The sequence below is a fragment of the Bradyrhizobium cytisi genome (assembly GCF_008123515.1).
Classification (GTDB): domain Bacteria; phylum Pseudomonadota; class Alphaproteobacteria; order Rhizobiales; family Xanthobacteraceae; genus Bradyrhizobium; species Bradyrhizobium cytisi.
The window spans coordinates 1-19,578 of the sequence record NZ_VSSR01000055.1 but is presented as its reverse complement, the minus strand read 5'-3'; the positions used below and the strand labels follow the sequence as shown (position 1 = coordinate 19,578).

General features: G+C 62.2%; 23 protein-coding genes and 2 pseudogenes. 9 read left to right on the top strand and 16 right to left on the bottom strand.

Going from position 1 to position 19,578, the window contains the following annotated elements; all coding sequences use genetic code 11:
* The 8 genes and pseudogenes from tnpC to FXB38_RS29830 all read right to left on the bottom strand — a co-directional run.
* Positions 1-821, bottom strand: a pseudogene (gene tnpC, locus FXB38_RS29860) (IS66 family transposase); the annotation flags it as partial.
* Positions 822-1,052: 231 nt separating this feature from the next.
* Positions 1,053-1,400 (bottom strand): IS66 family insertion sequence element accessory protein TnpB, encoded by a 348-nt coding sequence (tnpB, locus tag FXB38_RS29855; RefSeq protein WP_148754561.1) that lies wholly within the window; start codon positions 1,398-1,400, stop codon positions 1,053-1,055.
* Entirely contained in the window at positions 1,397-1,798 is a 402-nt protein-coding gene (gene tnpA / locus FXB38_RS29850; protein WP_148754560.1) for an IS66-like element accessory protein TnpA, read from the bottom strand. The genes tnpB and tnpA overlap by 4 nt, the downstream gene beginning before the upstream one ends.
* Before the next feature lie 86 nt (positions 1,799-1,884).
* A pseudogene (locus FXB38_RS45105) lies at positions 1,885-2,269 on the bottom strand (class I SAM-dependent methyltransferase); the annotation flags it as partial.
* A gap of 9 nt (positions 2,270-2,278) precedes the next feature.
* A complete protein-coding gene (locus FXB38_RS29845; RefSeq protein ID WP_148754559.1) occupies positions 2,279-2,887 on the bottom strand; it encodes an LbetaH domain-containing protein in 609 nt (202 codons plus the stop codon).
* 327 nt (positions 2,888-3,214) lie between these two features.
* Complete coding sequence (locus tag FXB38_RS29840; protein WP_187435240.1) at positions 3,215-4,642, bottom strand: MmgE/PrpD family protein; 1,428 nt, start codon at positions 4,640-4,642, stop codon at positions 3,215-3,217.
* Positions 4,643-4,925: 283 nt separating this feature from the next.
* Positions 4,926-5,183 (bottom strand): DUF6894 family protein, encoded by a 258-nt coding sequence (locus tag FXB38_RS29835; RefSeq protein ID WP_148754557.1) that lies wholly within the window; start codon positions 5,181-5,183, stop codon positions 4,926-4,928.
* A gap of 169 nt (positions 5,184-5,352) precedes the next feature.
* Positions 5,353-5,583: a DUF6894 family protein gene (locus tag FXB38_RS29830; protein WP_148754555.1), complete on the bottom strand. Its 231-nt coding sequence runs from the start codon at positions 5,581-5,583 to the stop codon at positions 5,353-5,355.
* Between the two features lie 236 nt (positions 5,584-5,819).
* On the opposite strand from FXB38_RS29830, the gene FXB38_RS29825 reads away from it, so the two are divergent.
* Positions 5,820-6,509 (top strand): Crp/Fnr family transcriptional regulator, encoded by a 690-nt coding sequence (locus FXB38_RS29825; RefSeq protein WP_148754553.1) that lies wholly within the window; start codon positions 5,820-5,822, stop codon positions 6,507-6,509.
* An 88-nt stretch (positions 6,510-6,597) separates the two neighbouring features.
* On the opposite strand, the gene FXB38_RS43095 is transcribed toward FXB38_RS29825, so the two are convergent.
* Complete coding sequence (locus tag FXB38_RS43095; protein WP_187435239.1) at positions 6,598-6,774, bottom strand: hypothetical protein; 177 nt, start codon at positions 6,772-6,774, stop codon at positions 6,598-6,600.
* A gap of 931 nt (positions 6,775-7,705) precedes the next feature.
* On the opposite strand from FXB38_RS43095, the gene FXB38_RS43090 reads away from it, so the two are divergent.
* On the top strand, positions 7,706-8,068 hold the full coding sequence (locus FXB38_RS43090) for a hypothetical protein (protein WP_187435238.1): 363 nt from the start codon (positions 7,706-7,708) through the stop codon (positions 8,066-8,068).
* 284 nt (positions 8,069-8,352) lie between these two features.
* Here the strand turns inward: FXB38_RS43090 and FXB38_RS29810 are convergent, their stop codons facing one another.
* The 3 genes from FXB38_RS29810 to FXB38_RS29800 form a co-directional block, all read right to left on the bottom strand.
* Positions 8,353-8,850 carry a GDSL-type esterase/lipase family protein gene (locus FXB38_RS29810; RefSeq protein WP_430640195.1) on the bottom strand — a complete coding sequence of 166 codons (498 nt, stop codon included), beginning with the start codon at positions 8,848-8,850 and terminating at the stop codon, positions 8,353-8,355.
* A 157-nt stretch (positions 8,851-9,007) separates the two neighbouring features.
* Positions 9,008-9,796, bottom strand: coding sequence for a helix-turn-helix transcriptional regulator (locus tag FXB38_RS29805; RefSeq protein ID WP_148754550.1), 789 nt, complete (start codon positions 9,794-9,796; stop codon positions 9,008-9,010).
* A gap of 66 nt (positions 9,797-9,862) precedes the next feature.
* On the bottom strand, positions 9,863-11,068 hold the full coding sequence (locus FXB38_RS29800) for an LLM class flavin-dependent oxidoreductase (RefSeq protein WP_148754549.1): 1,206 nt from the start codon (positions 11,066-11,068) through the stop codon (positions 9,863-9,865).
* A gap of 205 nt (positions 11,069-11,273) precedes the next feature.
* Between FXB38_RS29800 and FXB38_RS29795 the strand changes: the two genes are divergently transcribed.
* A complete protein-coding gene (locus FXB38_RS29795) occupies positions 11,274-12,389 on the top strand; it encodes an ATP-dependent DNA helicase (RefSeq protein ID WP_148754547.1) in 1,116 nt (371 codons plus the stop codon).
* Positions 12,390-12,410: 21 nt separating this feature from the next.
* Here FXB38_RS29795 and FXB38_RS29790 read toward each other — a convergent pair whose 3' ends face one another.
* Complete coding sequence (locus FXB38_RS29790) at positions 12,411-14,099, bottom strand: caspase family protein (protein ID WP_148754545.1); 1,689 nt, start codon at positions 14,097-14,099, stop codon at positions 12,411-12,413.
* 235 nt (positions 14,100-14,334) lie between these two features.
* Here FXB38_RS29790 and msrA point away from each other — a divergent pair, with 235 nt between their 5' ends.
* The 4 genes from msrA (at position 14,335) to FXB38_RS29770 (ending at position 16,275) form a co-directional block, all read left to right on the top strand.
* Positions 14,335-15,036, top strand: a complete 702-nt coding sequence (msrA, locus tag FXB38_RS29785) for a peptide-methionine (S)-S-oxide reductase MsrA (RefSeq protein WP_148754543.1) — start codon at positions 14,335-14,337, stop codon at positions 15,034-15,036.
* 44 nt (positions 15,037-15,080) lie between these two features.
* A complete protein-coding gene (gene msrB, locus FXB38_RS29780; protein WP_148754541.1) occupies positions 15,081-15,500 on the top strand; it encodes a peptide-methionine (R)-S-oxide reductase MsrB in 420 nt (139 codons plus the stop codon).
* A gap of 105 nt (positions 15,501-15,605) precedes the next feature.
* Complete coding sequence (locus FXB38_RS29775) at positions 15,606-15,770, top strand: DUF3309 family protein (protein ID WP_148754539.1); 165 nt, start codon at positions 15,606-15,608, stop codon at positions 15,768-15,770.
* 211 nt (positions 15,771-15,981) lie between these two features.
* The gene (locus tag FXB38_RS29770; protein WP_148754538.1) at positions 15,982-16,275 is read left to right on the top strand and encodes a hypothetical protein; all 294 of its coding nucleotides are present in this window, start codon (positions 15,982-15,984) and stop codon (positions 16,273-16,275) included.
* Positions 16,276-16,356: 81 nt separating this feature from the next.
* On the opposite strand, the gene FXB38_RS29765 is transcribed toward FXB38_RS29770, so the two are convergent.
* Positions 16,357-16,899 (bottom strand): DUF4112 domain-containing protein, encoded by a 543-nt coding sequence (locus FXB38_RS29765; RefSeq protein WP_148754563.1) that lies wholly within the window; start codon positions 16,897-16,899, stop codon positions 16,357-16,359.
* 61 nt (positions 16,900-16,960) lie between these two features.
* The gene (locus FXB38_RS29760) at positions 16,961-17,386 is read right to left on the bottom strand and encodes a DUF5413 family protein (RefSeq protein WP_148754536.1); all 426 of its coding nucleotides are present in this window, start codon (positions 17,384-17,386) and stop codon (positions 16,961-16,963) included.
* A gap of 145 nt (positions 17,387-17,531) precedes the next feature.
* On the opposite strand from FXB38_RS29760, the gene FXB38_RS29755 reads away from it, so the two are divergent.
* Together FXB38_RS29755 and FXB38_RS29750 are read left to right on the top strand one after the other, a co-directional pair.
* Complete coding sequence (locus FXB38_RS29755; protein WP_187435237.1) at positions 17,532-17,777, top strand: hypothetical protein; 246 nt, start codon at positions 17,532-17,534, stop codon at positions 17,775-17,777.
* A 252-nt stretch (positions 17,778-18,029) separates the two neighbouring features.
* Positions 18,030-18,326: a hypothetical protein gene (locus tag FXB38_RS29750; RefSeq protein WP_187435236.1), complete on the top strand. Its 297-nt coding sequence runs from the start codon at positions 18,030-18,032 to the stop codon at positions 18,324-18,326.
* Positions 18,327-18,460: 134 nt separating this feature from the next.
* Here FXB38_RS29750 and FXB38_RS29745 read toward each other — a convergent pair.
* Positions 18,461-19,578, bottom strand: a 1,118-nt coding sequence (locus tag FXB38_RS29745) for a hypothetical protein (protein ID WP_148754534.1), incomplete at its 5' end; no start/stop codon positions are given.

Below are 19,578 nucleotides of genomic sequence, written 5' to 3'. Positions count from 1 at the left end.
ATATTGCAGGCCGAATGACACGCTATAGGCGTCGGCCTGCAGGACGCCGGTAAAGTTTTGAAGATGCCGCGTGGGATGCTCCTGCCGTCGATCGCGCGAAGCGTAATAGAGTGCGGCCGGCGGATCACGGCCGCCAAACGACCGATCGTCGCGGACATAGGTCCAGATGTGCCCTTGACCGTCTTCCCCTTGGCCAGGATCGGCACCGTGGTGTCGTCGCCGTGCAGCCGCTCGGCGCAAAGGACGTGGCGCTCGATCAGCCGATAGAGCGGCTGCAGGGCCGCCGCACAGGCGCCGACCTGGTCGGCCAGTGTCGACAAGCTCAGCTCGATGCCCTCCCGCGCATAGCGCTCGCTCTGCCGGTTCAAGGGCTGATGCTGGCCAAACTTCTCGAACAGGATCATGGCCAAGAGGTTAGGGCCGGCAAAGCCGCGCGGCGTCACGTGGAAGGGCGCCGGCGGCTGGGTGATCGTCTCGCAGGCCCGGCACGAGAACTTCTCGCGCACGGTCTGGATCACCTTCCACTGCCGGGGAATGACCTCCAGCGTCTCGGTGATATCTTCGCCCAGCTTTGACAGCTTCGATGAGCCGCAGCAGGGACAGCTCTCCGGGGCCGGGACCACGACCCGCTCGCGCGGCAGATGATCGGGGAACGGTTTGCGCGACGGGCGCTTACGCCGGAAGGATTGTACGGTCTGCGTCTTGGCCGCCGCCCTCTCGGCTGCGAGTTCGTCTTCGGTCGCGGTTGCTTCCAACTCTTCAAGCTGAAGCTCCATCTGCTCCAGCAAACGTGCCTTGCGCTCCGAGCGGCTGCCGTAAATCTGGCGACGCAGCTTCTCGACCTCGAGCTTGAGATAACTGATCAGTGCTTCGGCCGCCTTCGCGTTGGCGGCTTCCGCCTTGGCGTTCGCTGTAACCGCCTCCGCTTCCAGGCGCGCGGTGCGCTATGCGAGGATCATCGCATGCGCGGCGGCAAGATCAGTGGGAAGCGATTCAGATGTGGTCACGACGATAATGGAATCACATCCATCACGATCCGCAAGCTCAAAGCCTCATCCGACCGATGTCGGCCGCCATGTCTCTTGTGGATGCCGCCAGTCGATCCCGGACAGGAGATAACCGAGTTGCGCCGATGAGATCGTTACCACACCCTCAGCAGGGCTCGGCCAGATGAAGCGCCCCCGCTCCAGGCGCTTCGTGAACAGACAGGCGCCCTGGCCGTCATGCCAGATGACCTTCAAAAGATTGCCGCGACGGCCGCGAAAGCAAAACAGGTGGCCGCCCAGCGGGTCGCGATGCAAGATCTCCTGAACCCGCAACGCCAGCGACGGAAAGCCCTTCCGCATGTCGGTATGGCCGGTCGCCAGCCATACCCGCACGCCGGCCGGCAACGGGATCATCGTGGCCGTCCATCAGTCAGCGCCGCCACGACTGCGCTCAGCGTCGCCGCGTCAACCGCGCCCGTGATCCGCATCCGAGCCCCGGCCGCGAACTCAATCTCGATCGCACCGCAGCTTCCGGAGGGCGCCGTCAACGGTTGCCGGTCTGGCGCAATGGAGACTGCCGCAAAACGGACTTCGCCATCCTGCCGCTGCATCGGATCAGACCCGCAAGCGAGGACGCCTGTGCGCGCCTGCCGCCGCCAAGCCGTAACCAGATTGCGGTGAACGTCATGTCGCCGAGCAACCTCGACAACACTGGCCCCAGGCGCCAGACTCTCCTCCACGATCCTAAGCTTCTCGGCACTCGTCCACCGCCGTCGCCGCTCTGGACCGGATAGAACCGTAACCGTCGTCACGTTTGCTCATTTGCTTGCGAATTAATGAGCAAACCATCTCACGCTCGAACCCGATCCGGGAAGGCGGCCTCCACCGAAGGCTTACGATGAACGAGACAGTCGCGGCAAAGAACTACATCGACCTGCGGTAGTGCGTCACTGCAGATGTCGGCGATCCAGGAAGCGACCAATGATCTCACCTCGCTGCGCCCGCTTGCTGTTGGTGGCAATGAGCGACGGCACGATATCCACGCCTGTGTAATGTAGATTCATGATGCAATCCATGATCCAACCCGCGTCCCACAAGGCGCATCAAGCAAGGAGCGCGCTCCCAGTCGCGGTTATCTCGGGGCCAAGGCCGGACGCAGAGGTGGCCGCGCACCCCACAGGTTCATGTGCACAATACGCTCGAATCGTCCGGCGAGATGCAGGCCCGGCAAAGTTGGCACGGTCCGCCAAAAATCGTTCATGTGCCAGAACAAGCGGTATGATTGGGCTTCATCACGACGCCTGCTCAACGAGCGCTAACCTGGCAATCACAGTATTTGGTGTAACGAGCGAGCCCGGTGCTATCACAGAATTTGCACCGATTTTACATCCGTCGCCAATCAAAGCACCGAATTTGGTCACGCCAGTATCTACAATTCTTCCTTGGTAACGGATCTTTATAGTGGGCTCCGGCAGCTCATTGCGATAATTGGCAACGATAGATCCTGCCTCGAGGTTCACGCTTGATCCGAGAATGCTGTCACCAACGAAATTGAAATGCGCCAATTTGGACTTTCGAAAGATGAACGAGGACTTCAGTTCGCAGCCAGGCCCCACGATGCAACTCTCGTCTACCCAACAACCGCCGCGGATTAGTGAGTTGGCAGCAACAAAGCAGTGCGGCCCAATGATAGCTGGCCCCTTAATCGAAGCTCGATCTTCCACGGTTGCGGTATGATGTACGGCGACAGTGCCAACGACCCGATATGAGCTATCGATCTCCGCAACCAGTTCTTCAATCACGTCGCGTGCATCGGACGTAAGTTCCCACGGTGCTCGTTTGCTGAATCTGTTGAGAGGGGATGTGGCAAAGGAGGCGACGTAGTCGATAGCAAGCTGCATTGTTTCCCTCCGAAATTGCTCTCTGCGATACTAACTGCAGCACCACACTTTCGTCGAATCCGCCAATAGCCGGATTCCATGATCGCAATAAGGGTTCAATTATCTACCACACCTCAAACTATGCGAAGAACTCAACGTGAGCAACTCTAGTCCTCGATGCCTCGGTGAGCGGACCTCGTTGGAGGCGGGCCGCCACTTCGCGGATCGGCCAGCAAACGACATAGACATTCGCTGGTGGAGCTTTTTTCCAATCATCCCGGGTTTTGTTGTCCGCTTCCCTTTAGAGCGCGTGTCAATTCGCGGATATCCTTCAGTTCTTCAAGGCCATCAAACAAGTGACAAGACATGCTCCGCGCCTGCCTTTCCAACAACAGGGACCGCAAAATTCATGAATTTGTGTTCGAGCGACGATCGCGATAGCGGGCGTACCGCGTCGCCTTCGGGAACCTCCACAATCTCGCGCAGAGACTGACCATCTGTGAAGACGATCTCTATGCTTGCGCCACGCCCCTTGGGGAGTTTGGCAATGAGTGCCTCGCCGGGCTTCACAGAAGTCTTTTCCACCAACGCCAAGACGTCCTGGGCTCGCCAGCGGCCTTTCTCGAATTGCGCCACCGTCACATCGCCATCGAGAAGGGCCATGGCAAGGCAAACGGGAAGACTGTGATCCGCGGTACCCTTTGTCTGAGGCCGAAATTTCGCAGCATCCGCAACGCGCTCGATTATCCCGGGATACGTCTCAACGGTGATCGCTCGTATATTTTGTGCTCGACCCTTGATCTTCGCCGAGAGTGATGCGCCGGCTTCTGCGACGGCTTGCAACTCGATTTGGATCGGAAAGCGTTTAAATGCCACCCGCGGCAGACGATATCGCGCAAGCTCAAGGTCGACGGTAAATCCCTCCTTGGCCGGCTTCATTTTCGACGCCAGCCACTCCAGCGTGCCGGACGGGCCGGTGAAGCCTTGCGCGGCAAGCCGTGTTGCGAAAACGCCATCGGCCGCAGTGGCGGCGAGCCCCATGGCTTTCATCATGCTGATCGCGCCACTATTGACGACAAAGCTTGTGAAGCCACGGGCGCCCGAAATTCCAACGGCGTTGGCGATGACTTCCTTGGGAAGTCCCCAGATCTTGCCCGCAATCACAGGGATCCCGTAGGAGGCCGCACACAAGGGATGAAATCCACGCTCAATGAACGAAATGGCGTCATTGACGCGCATGCTGGCCTCATATCCGGCGACCATCGCCTCGATGAGATCACGGCCGCTTCGTCCGTTCTCCTCGCAAAGCGCAATGGCCGTCGGAAGCATCTCGCTCGGATGCAGTGGCTCAGTGCCGATATAGGTATCGTTCAGGTCGAGGGAGCGGACGAGGACGCCGTTGACGAACAGTGCGCCTTCTACGGTAGCGGGTCGCGCATAGCCGATCACTGTGGCTGTATTGCCGTCTCCAAAAGTCTTGCGAATTGTCGCCTCGGCGATATTTGCGGGTTCGGACCCTACTGATCCAAACGCGCAGCCGAGCGTGTCGAGAAGAACGCGCTTGGCCGACGCGATCACGTCTGTCGGGAGGGCTTCATATCTGATGGAGATTGCAAAGTCGGCAAACTTCTGCTCGAGGGTTGCCTTCTGGTCATCGCCGTCGCCGGCAGCAAATGCTGAACCGATAAAACCATAACCGTCGGACCGAACGCTCCCGAGAAGGAGACTAGCGGGACCAGCAATAGCGGTTCGTTTCAGAAAATCACGACGTTTCATGAATGTCTCCATTCCGAAATTGCAGTCGCGGTAAGGTTCAGTCAAACAACGATTGTTCTACTCCGGGGGCCACCTCCGATAGACGTCCAGTATGGGCAAGAGCGCCGATTTTAGAAAGCCAAAGATGCGGCTTTGGTCATTCTCGTCATTTGCCCTGAAGCGATGTTGTCCGGCCTGACCGGAAAAACGGACATCGTCAGATCGGACCTGCATGCCTCGAAGGGCCGGAAGCGCAATGACTTCGGTCCATAATCGATTTGAGCCCGGGTGCGCCGAGCCATTTTCACGCGAGGCGCTCCGCCCTAAACGAAAATCGGCTGATCACAGTGCCGGCCGGATCGCAGACCTCGAAATGCCAGTCGAGGTCCGGCCTCATGCCGCCAAACTTGATGTCGCGGATCATGTCGCACGCGGTCACGGCGGCTTCGTCCCAAAGTGCGTTTGCATCATTGCCGTCAAGGGGAACCGACCATTCCTCCTCGATCCCGTTGGCCCAAATCCGGAGCCGGTAGGACGTCGTTGCGGGCTGGGAGTCGTGCATCGGCGCCACCATGAACCCGGCGGGAGCACGATCCTCTCTCAGTCACCGGTCGAAGCCGCGGACGGGACGGTGATGAGGGAGACTATCTTATGTCGGATACCGGACACAACGGCAGGCGTTCGGTTCCCTGGGATGATGCAGTTCCAAGGTCCTTCAGCACGTCGTCGCGTCAGACCGCGCTGGTCTTGAACTCCAGCAGGTAGATATCCGCGCCGGTCGCATCCTTGACCTTCATGCACCACTGATCCCCGGGCAGGAGCTTGCCATCGAGATCGCGGAGCAGCTCTCCGCATGCGGTCGTTGCTTCCACCCAGGCAGCGTCGCGGTCGGGCAGCTCCAGCCCGTCGTTCTGGATTTCCATGTTTCGACCATCGGCGACGACAAAGAAGAATCTCGGCATCTTTCCCTCGTGAGTCCGGTTCCGAACATTAAATGTTGCGTTTGCCCTAGTAATGCATCGGAATCGGGCGCCTAGTTAAACCGCGCTCGTGGAATTCAGCTCCTGGTATAAGTCGGAAACCGTACCGACGAAATGCCGGTTTGTAGCCTACCTAGAAATTCCCGTGGAGGCGTCAACTCGGAACGCTACGTCAATCCCCGCGGAAGACGGCCCAGACCGACCGGGCGGGATACACCATGCCGACCGCACCACTCGCCAACTCCCTGCTGGCCAGTCTGCCGCGGGCCGAATTTGAGCAACTTCGGCCCCAAATGACGGTGCTATCCCTTGCGCAAGGCAAGGTGCTCGCCGAGGTCGGCGACGAAATCGACCAGGTCTACTTTCCCTTCGGCGGCATGATCTCGCTCCTCACGATCATGAGAAATGGCAAGGCCGTCGAGACGGCGACGATCGGCAAGGACGGAGCGTTTGGCGCTTCTGCGACGTTCGGCCTGCACAAGTCGCAGGTTCGGGCGATCATTCAAATCTCGACGACCGCGGCCGTCATTCCCGCCGCGTCAATGAGACGGCACGGCGAGACCAGCAAAGCGCTTCAGCTGATGTGCCTGCGGTCCAACGAGAACCTGCTTGCCCAGGCCCGCGTGACAGCCGCCTGCAATGCCCTGCATTTGATTGAAGAGCGATTTTGCAGATGGCTGTTGCAGACCAGCTCGGTGACGCAAAACATGACCATTCACCTCACCCAGGAATTCCTCTCTGAAATGCTCGGCGTCCGCCGGACGTCGGTCACCGAGGTCGCGCAAAAGCTTCAAGAGGCCGGGCTCATCAATTACTCGCGCGGCGTCATCAACATCCTCGACCTCAATGCCTTGAAAGCACGGTCCTGCGAGTGCTTTGAAACGCTTCGCGAGCAGAATGTGATCTAGAGCCGCGTCTGCTCCGATAGAATGGCTCCAGGTTTTTGCCTTGACATGCTCTCTTCGCGAACCGGCATCAGCTTCGCGCGAAAATGCTTTAATCGAACAGCCTGTTGATCGAGACCTGTGCCTCGAACTCACGCGCCTTTTCCAAAAGCACCTGCCTCTCCGTCCCTCGAAGAAGCTTTGCTTTGGCACGGCATTCTTCCGCAGTTTTCCTGAGGCGCTCATCGAGCGAAAGCGTCTGCTTGAATCGTCTTCGCTTTGCGGTCATCGGCAAGCTCTTTTATGGACGTGATTTTAGTCCCGCCACGTGGCTGCTCAAGTCGGATTTTTCCGACCCAAATGTCGGATTCCGGACGGACAGGCTTCTTGCGCCTTGTTAACTTTTTCGTTTTCGGCGAGATGCTTTTCCTTTTTGGTGAGATGCGATGTCTGTACCGACAGTGCGTTCATTGATCGCTATCGAACGGCCGCGTTGCCGGAGATGCCAGACGCGGATGGGGCTGCTGAGCGCATCTCCAAAACCCGACAATTGCGAAAAGCGCATCTTTGAATGCCCGAAGTGCCGTTTCATCGAGACCAAGGTGATCGCCGATCCCCTGACCTCAAACGACATCAGGCGTCTGACCAGCCACCTTCAGCCTCCATCGTGACATCCGGGTCGATCGGGGGAGTCACGCCGTGACCGATAAGAGAGATTCCCGAAAGTGCAACAACATCGTCCTCATCGGCGCCGGCGCCGGAGCTCTCTCGATGTCGGTTGCCGACCACGTCGACGAAGCGGAGGCGCTGGACCTCGCAAAGCGGATCGCGGATCAGACGGGCCGCACGGTGTCAGTCCGGGACGCCCGAGGAGCGGTTCTTGGGAAAATTCCGGGATCTAAAAGGAACTAGGAGAATTGGCTTCGGCGCCGGACCATTCATTCTCCTCGCCGCACTCACGTATCCCCTCAATTCAGGCGACCGGGCCCCGCGAGCAGGCCCAGCAGAATGTGCCGGCACACCTCCTGCTCGCGCGGCGTCAACGCGGAAAGTGGCGCGCACGTCGCAAACAACGCGGCGAGGTTCTGGCCGGGCGTTGCCGTCGCGGCCTTTACGACAAATCGTGAGACGCTCTTTCGCCCTTCGCGATTGCCGGTTTCCGAATACCATGGTACAATCTGCAGTTGTCGGGACGGCATTTCCGTCCCGCATTTGGGGAGATGTCTTATGAAATTGTCATCAGGCTTCGCCGTGCCGTCAGCCGTCGTTATTTTGTCAACTCTCTTGCTGTGCAGCACAAACGGTACGGCAATGTCGCAAACCACAACAGGCTCCGACTCCTCGCTTCCCGCCGTCTCGGTCGAAGCGCCGAAGCAGATGGCAAGACCAACGGTTACATCGCCGCGGAGGTCAACGACAGCGACAGCCCACCGGACATCCGGCTCGTCAACCGCTCAAACGCCAGCGTTCGCGCCGAATACGGCATTGGGGCGGCTTGCCAGGCTGGAGAGATCCGCCAGCACTTGCAACGGTGGTTGCGAAACAAGTTACAGGGTCGGCAACGCGCCCTGGGTTGGATGTAGTATAAGTGGGGATCGCGATATCAGCAATTTCTCGCCGACGTGCCGAGACACGCTGACCTACAACACCTACGCGCAGTGCGTCGACACCAAAACCTTCCTGGGCTCGACCTCCAGAGAGGCTCGGTGGCTTTGCAGCAGCCTGCTAGCCGGAGGCAAGTTGGCCGGCGAAAATCAAGTCGCCGAAATCAAGGGCCGCCGCTAGTCCACGCCGGCCCGTCGGCTGCGCCCGAGACACAGGATCGCATGGCTCGAGGGATTTCGAGCCATGCAGAGGCGGTTTGACGCTATTTCCCCAGTACCGCGGCGACTTCGCCAACCAGATTCTCTGCCAGCGTGTGATAGCCCTCTGGCGTGAGATGTTGCCCGTCAGGCTGATGCGGCAGTCCGTGCAGCATCCCATTCGGGAGCATGACAACCTTGATTCCCATCGCGCTTAGCCGACTTTGGATGGCAGGGGTATTGTCGGCGGCTAGCTTCCTCCGGTCGTTACCGCCGGGCTGAAGGATCACAACGCTCGTTCCTTTCGGGACCACGCGATCCAGTCGGGCCAGCATGCCTCCCGTGGTGTCACCGTTGACGCCAGCATTGATGACACGGACGTTAAGACCCTTCGAACGGAGAAGCGTTTCAAGCTGTGCGGGATAGGCTTGGCTACGCGACACACCCTTACCGAAGGTGTTGCTGGCCCCGAGGGCCACAACGGTTGCAGCGTGAGCGGCGCCAAGCGCGGAGAGCACCCCGAATGCAACAACAAGAATGATCTGGCCAAGCTTTGCTGCCACTCTCGCGTCCCCCGACAGGCATGAATTCCCGCCGCATGCTTATCACCAACTGCTCATTATGAGAACGCGGACGTCGGCTCGGGGCCAAAATGCGACCGTCCCGGAGCGCGGACCGCGTGTCCGCTTTGCTTTTGGAGAGCAGAACTTAGAGTACCCCTCAGTTCAGGCGACCAGGCCCCACGAGCAGGCCCAGCACGATTCCAAACAATTCGTTCTGCGCGGAAATGCCGAGCCGCTCATAGGCACGCTTGCGATAGGTCTGGGTCGAATGCAGGCTGATGCCGAGCGCTTGCGAGATCGCCTCCGAGCTGAGACCGAGCAGGATGTGCCGGCACACCTCCTGCTCGCGCGGCGTCAGCGCGGAAAGTGGTGCGCACGCCGCAAACAACGCGGCGAGGTTCTGGTCGAGCGGCGCAGTCGCGGCCTGCCGGAAATGACGCGCGACGCTGGCGCCAATCGCCGGCGCAATCGCGTGCAGCCGCGCACGATCGACGTCGCCAAAGCGGCCCTGCACGGCGATACGATAGAAGTTGACATAGAAGCAGGTGTCATCAGCCCAGATCGCGGTCGCGCATTTGTCGACGATGCCGGAATCGTGAAAAAAGATCTTGCGGTAGCGCGCGCCATACATGCGCGGCGCGAACGACGGCAGCATGATCGGCGCGCTGCCCTCGGCTTCGAACAGCGCATCGCGATTGGGATCGGATTCGTGGAACTGACCGGCATAGGCCGCGCCGAGATCGCCGCCGGTCGGGATGTTGCCGGCATCGAGCAGACAGCTCGCCGCACCGGCGCGCGTCAGCGCGAACACCATGCAATGGCCGACGCCGGCCTGCCGGCGCAGCGTGTCGATGAGGATGTTTGGAAAGTCGGGACGGCCGATGGCGAGCACCGCGGGCGTGACGTCGCCAGCCGCCGGGGTCGAGGCCATCGCGTGGGGCCGCATGGGTTTCCTCCGCCAAGGTTGTTTTGGCGGACGATATCAGCAAGGGCGGCGCGCCGGAAGCCGCCCCTACCCCGCCGCCACCTTCGCCGGCGCGACGTTGATGGCGAGCTTGCCGTAGCGGTCGGTAAAAGCCTCGGTTTCAATCTCTTCGAGCTTGATCTCGCCGCTCATGACGCTCCTCTTCCAGGCCGCCTGCGCCGGATCGCTCTGGAACTCCGGCATCACCTCGCGGCCGAACAGCTCGAGCGATTCGCAGATGTGCTCGTGGCTGTTCTTGCCGGCCTGGTTGAGCAGGATGACCTGGTCGATATGCGACGACTGGAAGCGCTTCAGCTTCTTGCGGATCGTCTCCGGCGAGCCGATCAGGCCGCCGCGCAAGGCCGCCTCCTGCGCTTCCGGATTGTCGCGCTTCCACTTGTTGTACTCGTCCCACATGTTGACGGTGTAGGGCGCCGGACGCTGGCGGTTCTGCGAGGCGCCGTAGAAGCGCAGCGCGAACTGGAAGAAGGTGGCGCCGTCGGCACGCGCACGCGCCTCCTCGTCGGTCTTGGCGCACATGAAGAACGACACCAGCGCCATGTTCGGGTTGATCTCGTAGTCGGCGAGCTTGTGCAACCGCTTGGTCATCGCGTTGTAATAGGCGTGCACCCAGGCATGCGCGGCATCGGCGCTGACGAACTGGAAGCCGAGCGCGCCAAAACCATGACGACCCGCGCGCTCGATGGTCGGCAGCTGCGAGCACGCCATCCACAGCGGCGGGTGCGGCTTCTGCACCGGCTTCGGCACGACATTGCGCAAGGGGATGTCGAAGTACTTGCCGTGATGCTCGCTTCCCGCATCCCCAAACATCGGGAAGATCGCGGCGACGGCCTCTTCAAAGACCTCCTTCTTGGTCTCCATGTCGCGGCCGAACGGCGTCAGCTCGGTGATGGACGCGCTCTCGCCCATGCCGAATTCGCAGCGGCCGTTGGAGAGCAGGTCGAGCACCGCGACGCGCTCGGCAACGCGCGCCGGATGGTTGGTGGTGAGTTGGAGGATGCCGTGGCCGAGCCGGATGTTTTTGGTGCGCTGGCTCGCAGCAGCGAGGAAGGATTCAGGCGAGGGCGAGTGCGAATATTCTTCAAGGAAGTGATGCTCGACCACCCAGGCATGGTCGTAGCCGAGCCTGTCGGCGAGCTCCATCTGCGAGAGCGCGTCTTGATAGAGCCTGAGCTCGTCGCCGGCCACCCAGGGCCGCGGCAGTTGCAGCTCATAGAAGATGCCGAACTTCATGGCGCCATCTCTCCCGCTCATTTTTTGTTGCGGGCATCTTAATGTGTGGGACGGCGCTGTCTACGCCCGCCAAAGGCGGGCGTCTCGAAGGATGGCCGCAGAGAAACAGCCTTGAAATGCGATTGCCCGGCGCTTGAACCGGCGGGGCGAATGGTTAGTTTTGGGGAATCGCGAATCGCATCGTTTCGCACCTCTCAAGACAGTCATGCCCACATTCACCCCGCATCAGGATGCCGCGCTGAAAGCCGTCGGCGACTGGCTCAAGGCAAAACCCGGCCGCAACGGCACGCCGCCGGTGTTCCGCCTGTTCGGCTTTGCCGGCACCGGCAAGACCACGCTGGCGCGGCACATCGCCGACGGCGTCGACGGCGAGGTGAAGTTCGCCGCCTTCACGGGCAAGGCGGCGCTGGTGATGCGCAACAAGGGGTGCGACGACGCCTCCACCATCCATTCGCTGATCTACCGCGCCCGTGAATCCGGCGAGGAGCAGCCGAGCTTTGAATTGTGGGACGACGCGCCGGCCTCCAAGGCCAAGCTGATCGTGATCGACGAATGCTCGATGGTGGATGCCGAATTGGGCCGCGACCTGATGTCGTTCGAGTGTCCGCTGCTGGTGCTCGGCGACCCTGCGCAGCTGCCGCCGATCCAGGGCGGCGGCTTCTTCACCAATACCGAGCCGGATGCGATGCTCACCGAGGTGCACCGCCAGGCCCAGGACGATCCGATCGTGCGGATGTCGATGGACGTCCGCGAGGGCCGCGAGCTCGACATCGGCCGCTACGGCGAGAGCGAGGTGGTATCGCGCAAGGAGCTCGATCCCGATCGCGTCATGGGCGCCGACCAGGTGCTGGTCGGCCGCAACAACACCCGACGCGCCTACAACATGCGGGTGCGGCAGCGCCAGAACATCGAGGATGTCTTTCCGGTCGCCGGCGACAAGCTGGTCTGCCTGCGCAACAACCGCAAGAAGGGCCTGTTCAACGGCGGCCTGTGGCGCGTGAAGTCGCGCAACACGTCGCGCTCGAAATCGCGCATCCTCAGCATGCGGCTCTCGCCCGACGAGGATTTCGGCCACAAGGTCACGAAAGTCTCCGTGCGCGCGGATTGCTTCGAGGGCGGCATCGAGCAGATCGCCTGGGAGCAGCGCAAGCCCTATGACGAGTTCGACTACGGCTACGTGCTGACCGTGCACAAGTCGCAGGGCTCGCAATGGGACGACGTCGTGCTGTTCGACGAGAGCTTTGCGTTCGGGGAGAGCCGGGCAAGGTGGCTGTACACGGGCATCACGCGCGCGGCGAAGCGGCTGAGTATCGTCGTCTAAAACCCCGCTCCGGCGATTGTCTCACTTCCCCGCCACGAAATAAAAATCTTCCCGGCCCGGCGGCGAGCCATACGAAAACGGCTGCTGCTCGTGCTTGGTGACGGTCCAGACATCGTCGCGCACGATGTCGAACAGCTTTCGGATCTCGACCTTCGGCACCTTGATCTCGCGGGCGAGCGCGCTGGAGAACGGGCTGTCGGCACCGTTGTCGCCGTCGATCGCGGTCTCGCCGTGCTTGGCGGCGTAGACCACCATGAAGCCGGCGCCGGGCTCGATGTTGGAAAAGCCCTTGTCGACCAGCTTCAGCGACAGCGTGTGCTGCATGGTCGGCGCGAACGGATTGTCGCGGCAGGCATCCAGGATCACCAGACGCACTTTTCTTGCCGCGCCCACAGCTGCGATCACCTGCTCCAGGGCGACGGCTTGAGTCTCGGCATCCCGGTCGACGGCGAGCTTGGCATCGATGGGAACGAGATAATTCACCCCGCCGATCTCGAAACCGTGGCCGGCGTAATAGACCACCGCCCAGTCGGCCTTCTCCGCTTCGTCGGCGAAGGTCTTCAGCGCGTCGAAAAACTTGTCGCGGGTGAGGTCACTGACGGAGATCACTGTCTGGAAGCCGACGTCCTTCAGCACGCTCGCGATCAGCTTCGAGTCGCGCGGCGGATTGGGCAGAGCGTGGACGTTCTTGTAGGCGCCGTTGCCGATCACCAGCGCGACGCGGCGCCCGCTGGGCGCGCCGCCCGGCGTTTGCGGCGTCAGCGCGGCGAGCCGCTCCTGCGCGATGGTGCGGGCGCGGGCAACGTCGAGCTCGTCGAACTTCGTCAGCGAATAGGCGGCCGAGCGATAATCGGCGCGGGCCTGGGCGAGATCCTTCTTGCGCTCGTAGACCTGGCCGCGGCCGGAATGCGCGCGGATATTGTTCGGGTTGAGCTGAAGCGCCGTATTGTAGTCCTTCAGCGCGGCGTCGAAATCGCCCTTCATGAAATAGACGTCGGCGCGGTTGTTGATTGCATAGACATTCCTCGGCTGCTTCTCGATCAGGCCGTTGCAATCGGCAAAAGCCTGATCGTACTTGCCCATCATGCCGTAGGTGGTGCAGCGGTTTCCGGCAATCTGTTGCGCGGCCGGATCGATCTTCTCGGCCTCCGCGAAATCGGCGAGCGCGCCGTCATAATCCTTCATCAGCGTGCGCACGCGGGCACGGTTGGTCGAGCCGAGGATGAATTTTGGCGTGTATTTGATCGACAGGCTGAAATCATCGAGCGCGCTTTGCAGCGCGCCGCGGCGCAGCTGGATAACGCCGCGATTGTTGTAGGGAACGCCGTAGGTCGGTCGCTTCTGGAGCGCGAGGTTGTAGTCGGCCATCGCAAGGTCGTCCTTGCCGGTGCGCTCATAGGCGAGGCCGCGCAGGTTGAGGATGACGGCATTGTCCGGGTCGAGGCCCGCGGCCGTGGACAGGACATCGATCGCGCGATCGTAGTCGCGCTTGTTGATCAGATTATTGCCGCGCACCGAGAGCGCGACCGCCTTGTCCTTGCCGGTGACGCGATCGGCGTTGAGCAGGTTCTCGCAGGCCGTCGTCCGCGCCTGAAGGTCAGCCTGGCGGTCGCGGCAGGTGGCGAGGTCGTCGCCGGCTTGCGGCTCCGCCGCGGCGATCGCAAAGCTGGAGACGAGCATGACTGATATCAGGGGGACGACGCGCAGCATGTTGTCGGATCAGCTCCAGCCACCACATCTTAAGTCGATCGGCGATCGCGCCGGTTCATCTAGCCCGGAGTTCCCCACCGCGCCAAGCCGGGCCAAGGATTTCACGGGTTCGTGTCTCCAAAGCCGTAACAATCGCCCGGTCCGCCCGTATCTCCGATGTCTGAAAACGCCGGGCAGGCTGTTCGCCCGCCCTCAACCGCCCTAAACTGTCAGGCCTTCCGAAAGAGGATCCGCCATGCGCCGCTCCGTCCTGTCCCTGCTCGCCGCCACCACCGCCTTGACGCTGGCCTTTGCCGCACCGGCCCGGGCCGCGGAAGACGCCGTCGTGATCCCTGCCCCCGCAATGGACACAGCACCCGCAAGCGGCATCCAGACCGCGGTGATTGCCGGCGGCTGCTTCTGGGGCGTGCAAGGCGTATTCCAGCACACGGCCGGCGTCGTCAACGCGGTCTCCGGCTATGCCGGCGGCAGCAAGGCGACCGCCGATTACCAGACTGTCTCGGGCGGCCGGACCGGCCACGCCGAGTCGGTCGAGATCAAGTTCGACCCGAAGAAGATCTCCTACGGCAAGATCCTCCAGATCTACTTCTCGGTGGCGCACGACCCGACCCAGCTCAACCGCCAGGGCCCCGACAGCGGCACGCAATATCGCTCGGCGATCTTCACCACCTCAGACGAGCAGAAGAAGGTCGCGGAGGCCTATATCGCCCAGCTCGACGGCGCCAAGGTGTTCAGCAAGCCGATCGTGACCAAGGTCGGCGCGCTGGAGGCGTTCTACCCGGCCGAGTCCTATCATCAGGACTATCTGACGCTGCACCCGAGCCAGCCCTACATCGCCTATAACGACATCCCGAAGGTCGAGAACCTGAAAAAACTGTTCGCGGATAACTACATCGAGAAGCCGACGCTGGTGAGCGCCAGCAAGGCCACCAACTGATCGCGAGATCACCGAAAACAAGATCATCAGAAAACGGGAGACCCATGCCCGACACCAAGACGAAAATCACCGACGACAAGATCATCAAGAGCGAACAGCAGTGGCGGCAGGAATTGTCGCCGATGCAGTACGCCGTGCTGCGCGAGAAGGCGACCGAGCGTCCCTTCTCCGGCGAATATGAGCACGATCACCGTGCCGGCACCTATGTCTGCGCCGGCTGTGGCAACGTGCTGTTCGAGTCCGACGCCAAGTTCGACTCCGGCTGCGGCTGGCCCAGCTTCACCGCGCCTGCGGTCGAGAGCCATGTCGACGAGGAGCGGGATACGACGCACGGCATGGTCCGCACCGAGGTGCTGTGCGCCAAATGCAGTGGCCATCTCGGCCACGTCTTCCCCGACGGACCGGGACCGACCGGCCTGCGCTATTGCATTAACTCGGCTGCGCTCAAGCTGGAGCCGAAATAAGGTTGCGCGCCGCCGGTTCCCCGGTGGAACCCGGCGGCGCGATATGCTTTTCTTGTCTGGCGTGCAGCCGATGAGCCTAATCCGGCCGCCGCCAGGGAGGACGCCATGTCACTCGGGACCATCCTGATCATCCTGGTGATCATCTATCTCTTGGGCGGCTGGTCTGGCCGGATCGGCGGCTATGGCTACGGCATGGGCCATTCCGGCATGGGGATCGGCGGCGTCGTTCTGGTCGTGCTGGTCGTGCTGCTGCTTCTTGGCAAGCTGTAAACCATATAACTCATTGAAACTACTTTTGTTATAGCCTCTGCGGGGCTGCCATGCGCGGATTCATCATCTCCCATCGCAGGGGTCGCATTTCTGTGAAAACAGCCTATATTAGTGGACGAAAATGATGTGCGGCGGGCTCGCCTGATTGTGGCCTCCGCCTCCCCAACCCCACGCGCTTAAAGCCCCAGACAAGATCACGAGGTCTTTGACCATGCGTCCACTGCGTCCGTTCAACTTCAACACCTCCGCCGAGCTCTTCCCCGCCGCCATCCGCAAGAAGAAGCGCGCGGGCTTCACCTATCGGCGGTTCGGCACCGCGGCCGAAGCCGTGCAGTTCGCGATGGAGCAGTTGCCGACGGATTCGCTGAATGGCGCGTATCTCCAGGTCGAGGAAGCCCGTTTCGACCAGAACGGCATCCGCTCGCTCTATGAGAGCGAGGCCTTCCCGCTGCCGCGCCACCGCAAGCCGGAGCCGGTCGCCGAGGCCGACGCCGACGCGGCGTAAATTTTCTTAAAGTCTCCGATGTGCGCAAAGCGCGATGGCCGAACGGCTGTCGCGCTTTTCGCTTTTCTTAAAGGGCGGGCTTCAGAGGCGCGGCTGCTTGTCGAGCCAGCGGCGCAAGAGGCGCACGTTGCGCATGTTGGCGCGGAACATGACGTCGAAGGCGTCGCCCGCGAACGGCACGATGCCGACCACGCCGTCGAGGGCGACATTGCCGAGCATGCGGGCCGTAAGATACCAGGGCGCGCCGAGCGCGCGGGCCTCGCGCACGAGCCAGAGCGAGATCGCGGTGGTGATGATATCGCCGACGACAGGGATCAATCCGATCAACCCATCGATGCCGTAGCGGATATTGGTGCCGGGCAGGACGAAGGCGACGTCGAGCAGCTTGGCGAGCGCCTCAAGCCGCGCGATCCGCTGCTCGCGCGTCAGGTTGCCGAACGGATTGCCTTGGCCGAACTCAAAGCGAAACTCGCGGAACCCCTGCTCCAGGGTTTCGGGAGGGATCTCGTGGCCTTCCTGGTCGATGATCGGTCCGCGCGCCGCGCGGTCCGAAACATCGGCGCGCGACTGCGTTCCTGAGCGGGACTTGCGTGGCGCGAGAATGTCGTCGTCGGGCATGGTCATGTCCATCAGGAAACGCACGAGCACAACAGAGGTTGCTGCGCCGCGTCCGAAGGTCGCGCGCTCAGCTCGCCGCCGCCGCGGGCCGCGGCTCCTCGACATAGCGATGCACGAACCAAGAGGACAGCACCGCCGGCACGAAGCCAACCAGGCCGTACAGGATGAACTGCACCGCGCCGGAATCCGACCCGCGCGAGCCGTAGGTCAGCGATGCCAGGATGAAGGCGAACAGGCCGACCAGCAGCATCCGCAGCACCGGCCCGACGCGCCTGACATGGATCAGGATGTCGTCGACCGCGCCGATCATCAGCGAGGGCAGGAAGCCGAACAGATAGCTGTATTGCAGCGTCTTGAAGAATACGACGAACAGCTTGCCGACCTCGCCGAGACTGGTCTGGGCCCAGTAGCCGGACTGGTAGGTCGTCGTCAGCAGCAGCAGGAAGCCGCCCACGAACGGACCGACGAGCGCAAACACCAGATAGCGTTTCATCAAGAACTCCTCATACGCACGAGCTTTTATAGCAGCGCGGCGGGAACCTTGGATAGCGCGGTTGCGCGCTGTTTGGGGGAACAAGCAGCAAAGCGACGAGTTCAGACTGGAGGTTGAGATTCATCTGTCAGATCTGGAGCCGCCGATGTCTCGTAAACTGGTATTGCTGGCGACGATCACTCTCTCGGCTCTCGGCGGCCTGTCGAATGCGCCCGCCTTTGCGCAAGGCCATATGGGCACGCCGCAGGAGCAGAATGCCTGCTCGCGCGACGCCTCGCGGCTGTGCCGCAAGGATCTCGGCAATGACAATGCGGTGCAGGGCTGCCTGCAGGCGAACCGGGCCAAGCTGTCGAGGTCGTGCAGCAAGGTGTTCCAGACTCACGGCATGTGAACGTCTCACATTTTGCGTGACGGTCGCGCAACAATTGCGAATTCATTCGCGCCGCCCATTGCAGCTCTTTGACAATCGCGCATACTTCGCTCGGGCGGCGCAGCACTTTTCGATTCGAACATCAACAGATCGAGCGACCACATGCGGGACCAAGGTTCCCGGCGTGAAGACTGTGACATGCGGCAGATCAAGTCGCGTGCAGCGCCCCAAAACCAAGTGGTTCGACCCACGGAACTCGGGGACGCATTGTTCATGACACGCTACCAAACCATCGCTTCGCTCTTGAAGACCACCGCTTCGCTGTTCGCTCTCACCGCCACCGCGATCGCCCTCCAGACATCACCCGGCCTCGCCTTCTCGTCCGAAGCGCAGCAGATGTGCACGGGCGATGCGATGCGGCTGTGCTCCAGTGAGATCCCCGACATCACGCGGATAAGGGCCTGCATGGTCCAGAAAAAAGCGCAGGTCAGCCCCGGCTGCCGCGCCGTGATGGACCGCGAGCACGCAGCCGCCACTGCGGCACGCAAGCGGGAAGCGACCGCGCAGTAACCCATCTGCAAGTCATTCCGGGGCGGCGCGCAGCGTCGAACCCGGAATCCATCTCGCTGCACAGCGCGCGGCACGATGGATTCCGGGCTCGCGCGTCGCGCGCCCCGGAATGACGGAAGAGAACTAGGCCCGGCCTAATCGCCCCACTGCGCGAAGGCGTCGTTGAAGGCGCGTTCGCCGGGGGCGCCCTTCTCGATGGCGATGATGGCGCGGCGCTGGTTGGCGTAGACCAGCGGCACGTCAAACCACGAGCGCTCCTTCAGAAGCTGGACGTTGCGGGAGCGGTCGGCGTCGACATTGGAGAGGCCGACCAGGAAGAAGCCGTCGGTGACCTTGACCGCGAGGCCCGCGAGCGGCGTGCCGCGCGCCTGCTCGTTCGACTTCATCAGGATGCCCGGCACGTTGGAGACGCTGCCGCCCGGAAAGTCCGGCGGCAGGATGAAGGTCAGCTCGGCCGTGTGGCTCGCCGGCAGCGACGAGTCGGTGTTGCGGCGGAACGACATCGTCATCTTGAACTTGCGGTCGGGGATCTCGATGTCGGCGCGCACGGCGACGTCGGCCTTCTGGTTGCCCGAGGCCTTGATCGGCTCGAGCCGCCACACCACCGAGCCGACATATTGCTTGCCCTTCGGGTCGGACGGATCCTCGTCATAGAGCACGACCTTCTGCGCCACCGGCGCAGCCGGCTGGTCGCTCGCCGAGGGCTGGCCGACGCGATCCGGAATCTTCGGCTTGCTCTGCGGCTGCGCGGCATCCTTCGGCGCCTCCACCACCTGGGTGGGCGAGGGCTTGAACAGATTGGTCGCGGTCTGCACCAGCGACTTGCCCCACAGGATGCCGGCGCCGACCAGGATCAGCACGATGCCGATGGCGATCGCACTCTTGAACGGGAAGATAGAGCCGGCGCGCTTGGGCTTCCTGGCGCCGCGGTCGGCTGCGATGCGCGGACGCGGCGACGACGACTGCGGCGCGTAGCGCTCGGCCTCCTCCATCGACTCGTCATAGGAATAGGGCGCGTCGGGTTCGGCGGCGCGGTTCTCCAGGCTCGGCTCGAGCCGGTCGAATTCCGGCGAGGGCGACGGCACGTTGGCGTAAGTGCGGCGCGCGGCGCGGTTGGCCTGCGCGGCGGCGCCGCCGAGATCGTTGACGTCGGCGGTGATGTCGCGGAAGCCGCGTACGCCTGGCGCCGGCGGTGGCGGCGGTCCGCCATCCGGCGCGCGGCGCGAGGGCGAGCGATCGCGCCCGGCCGGCG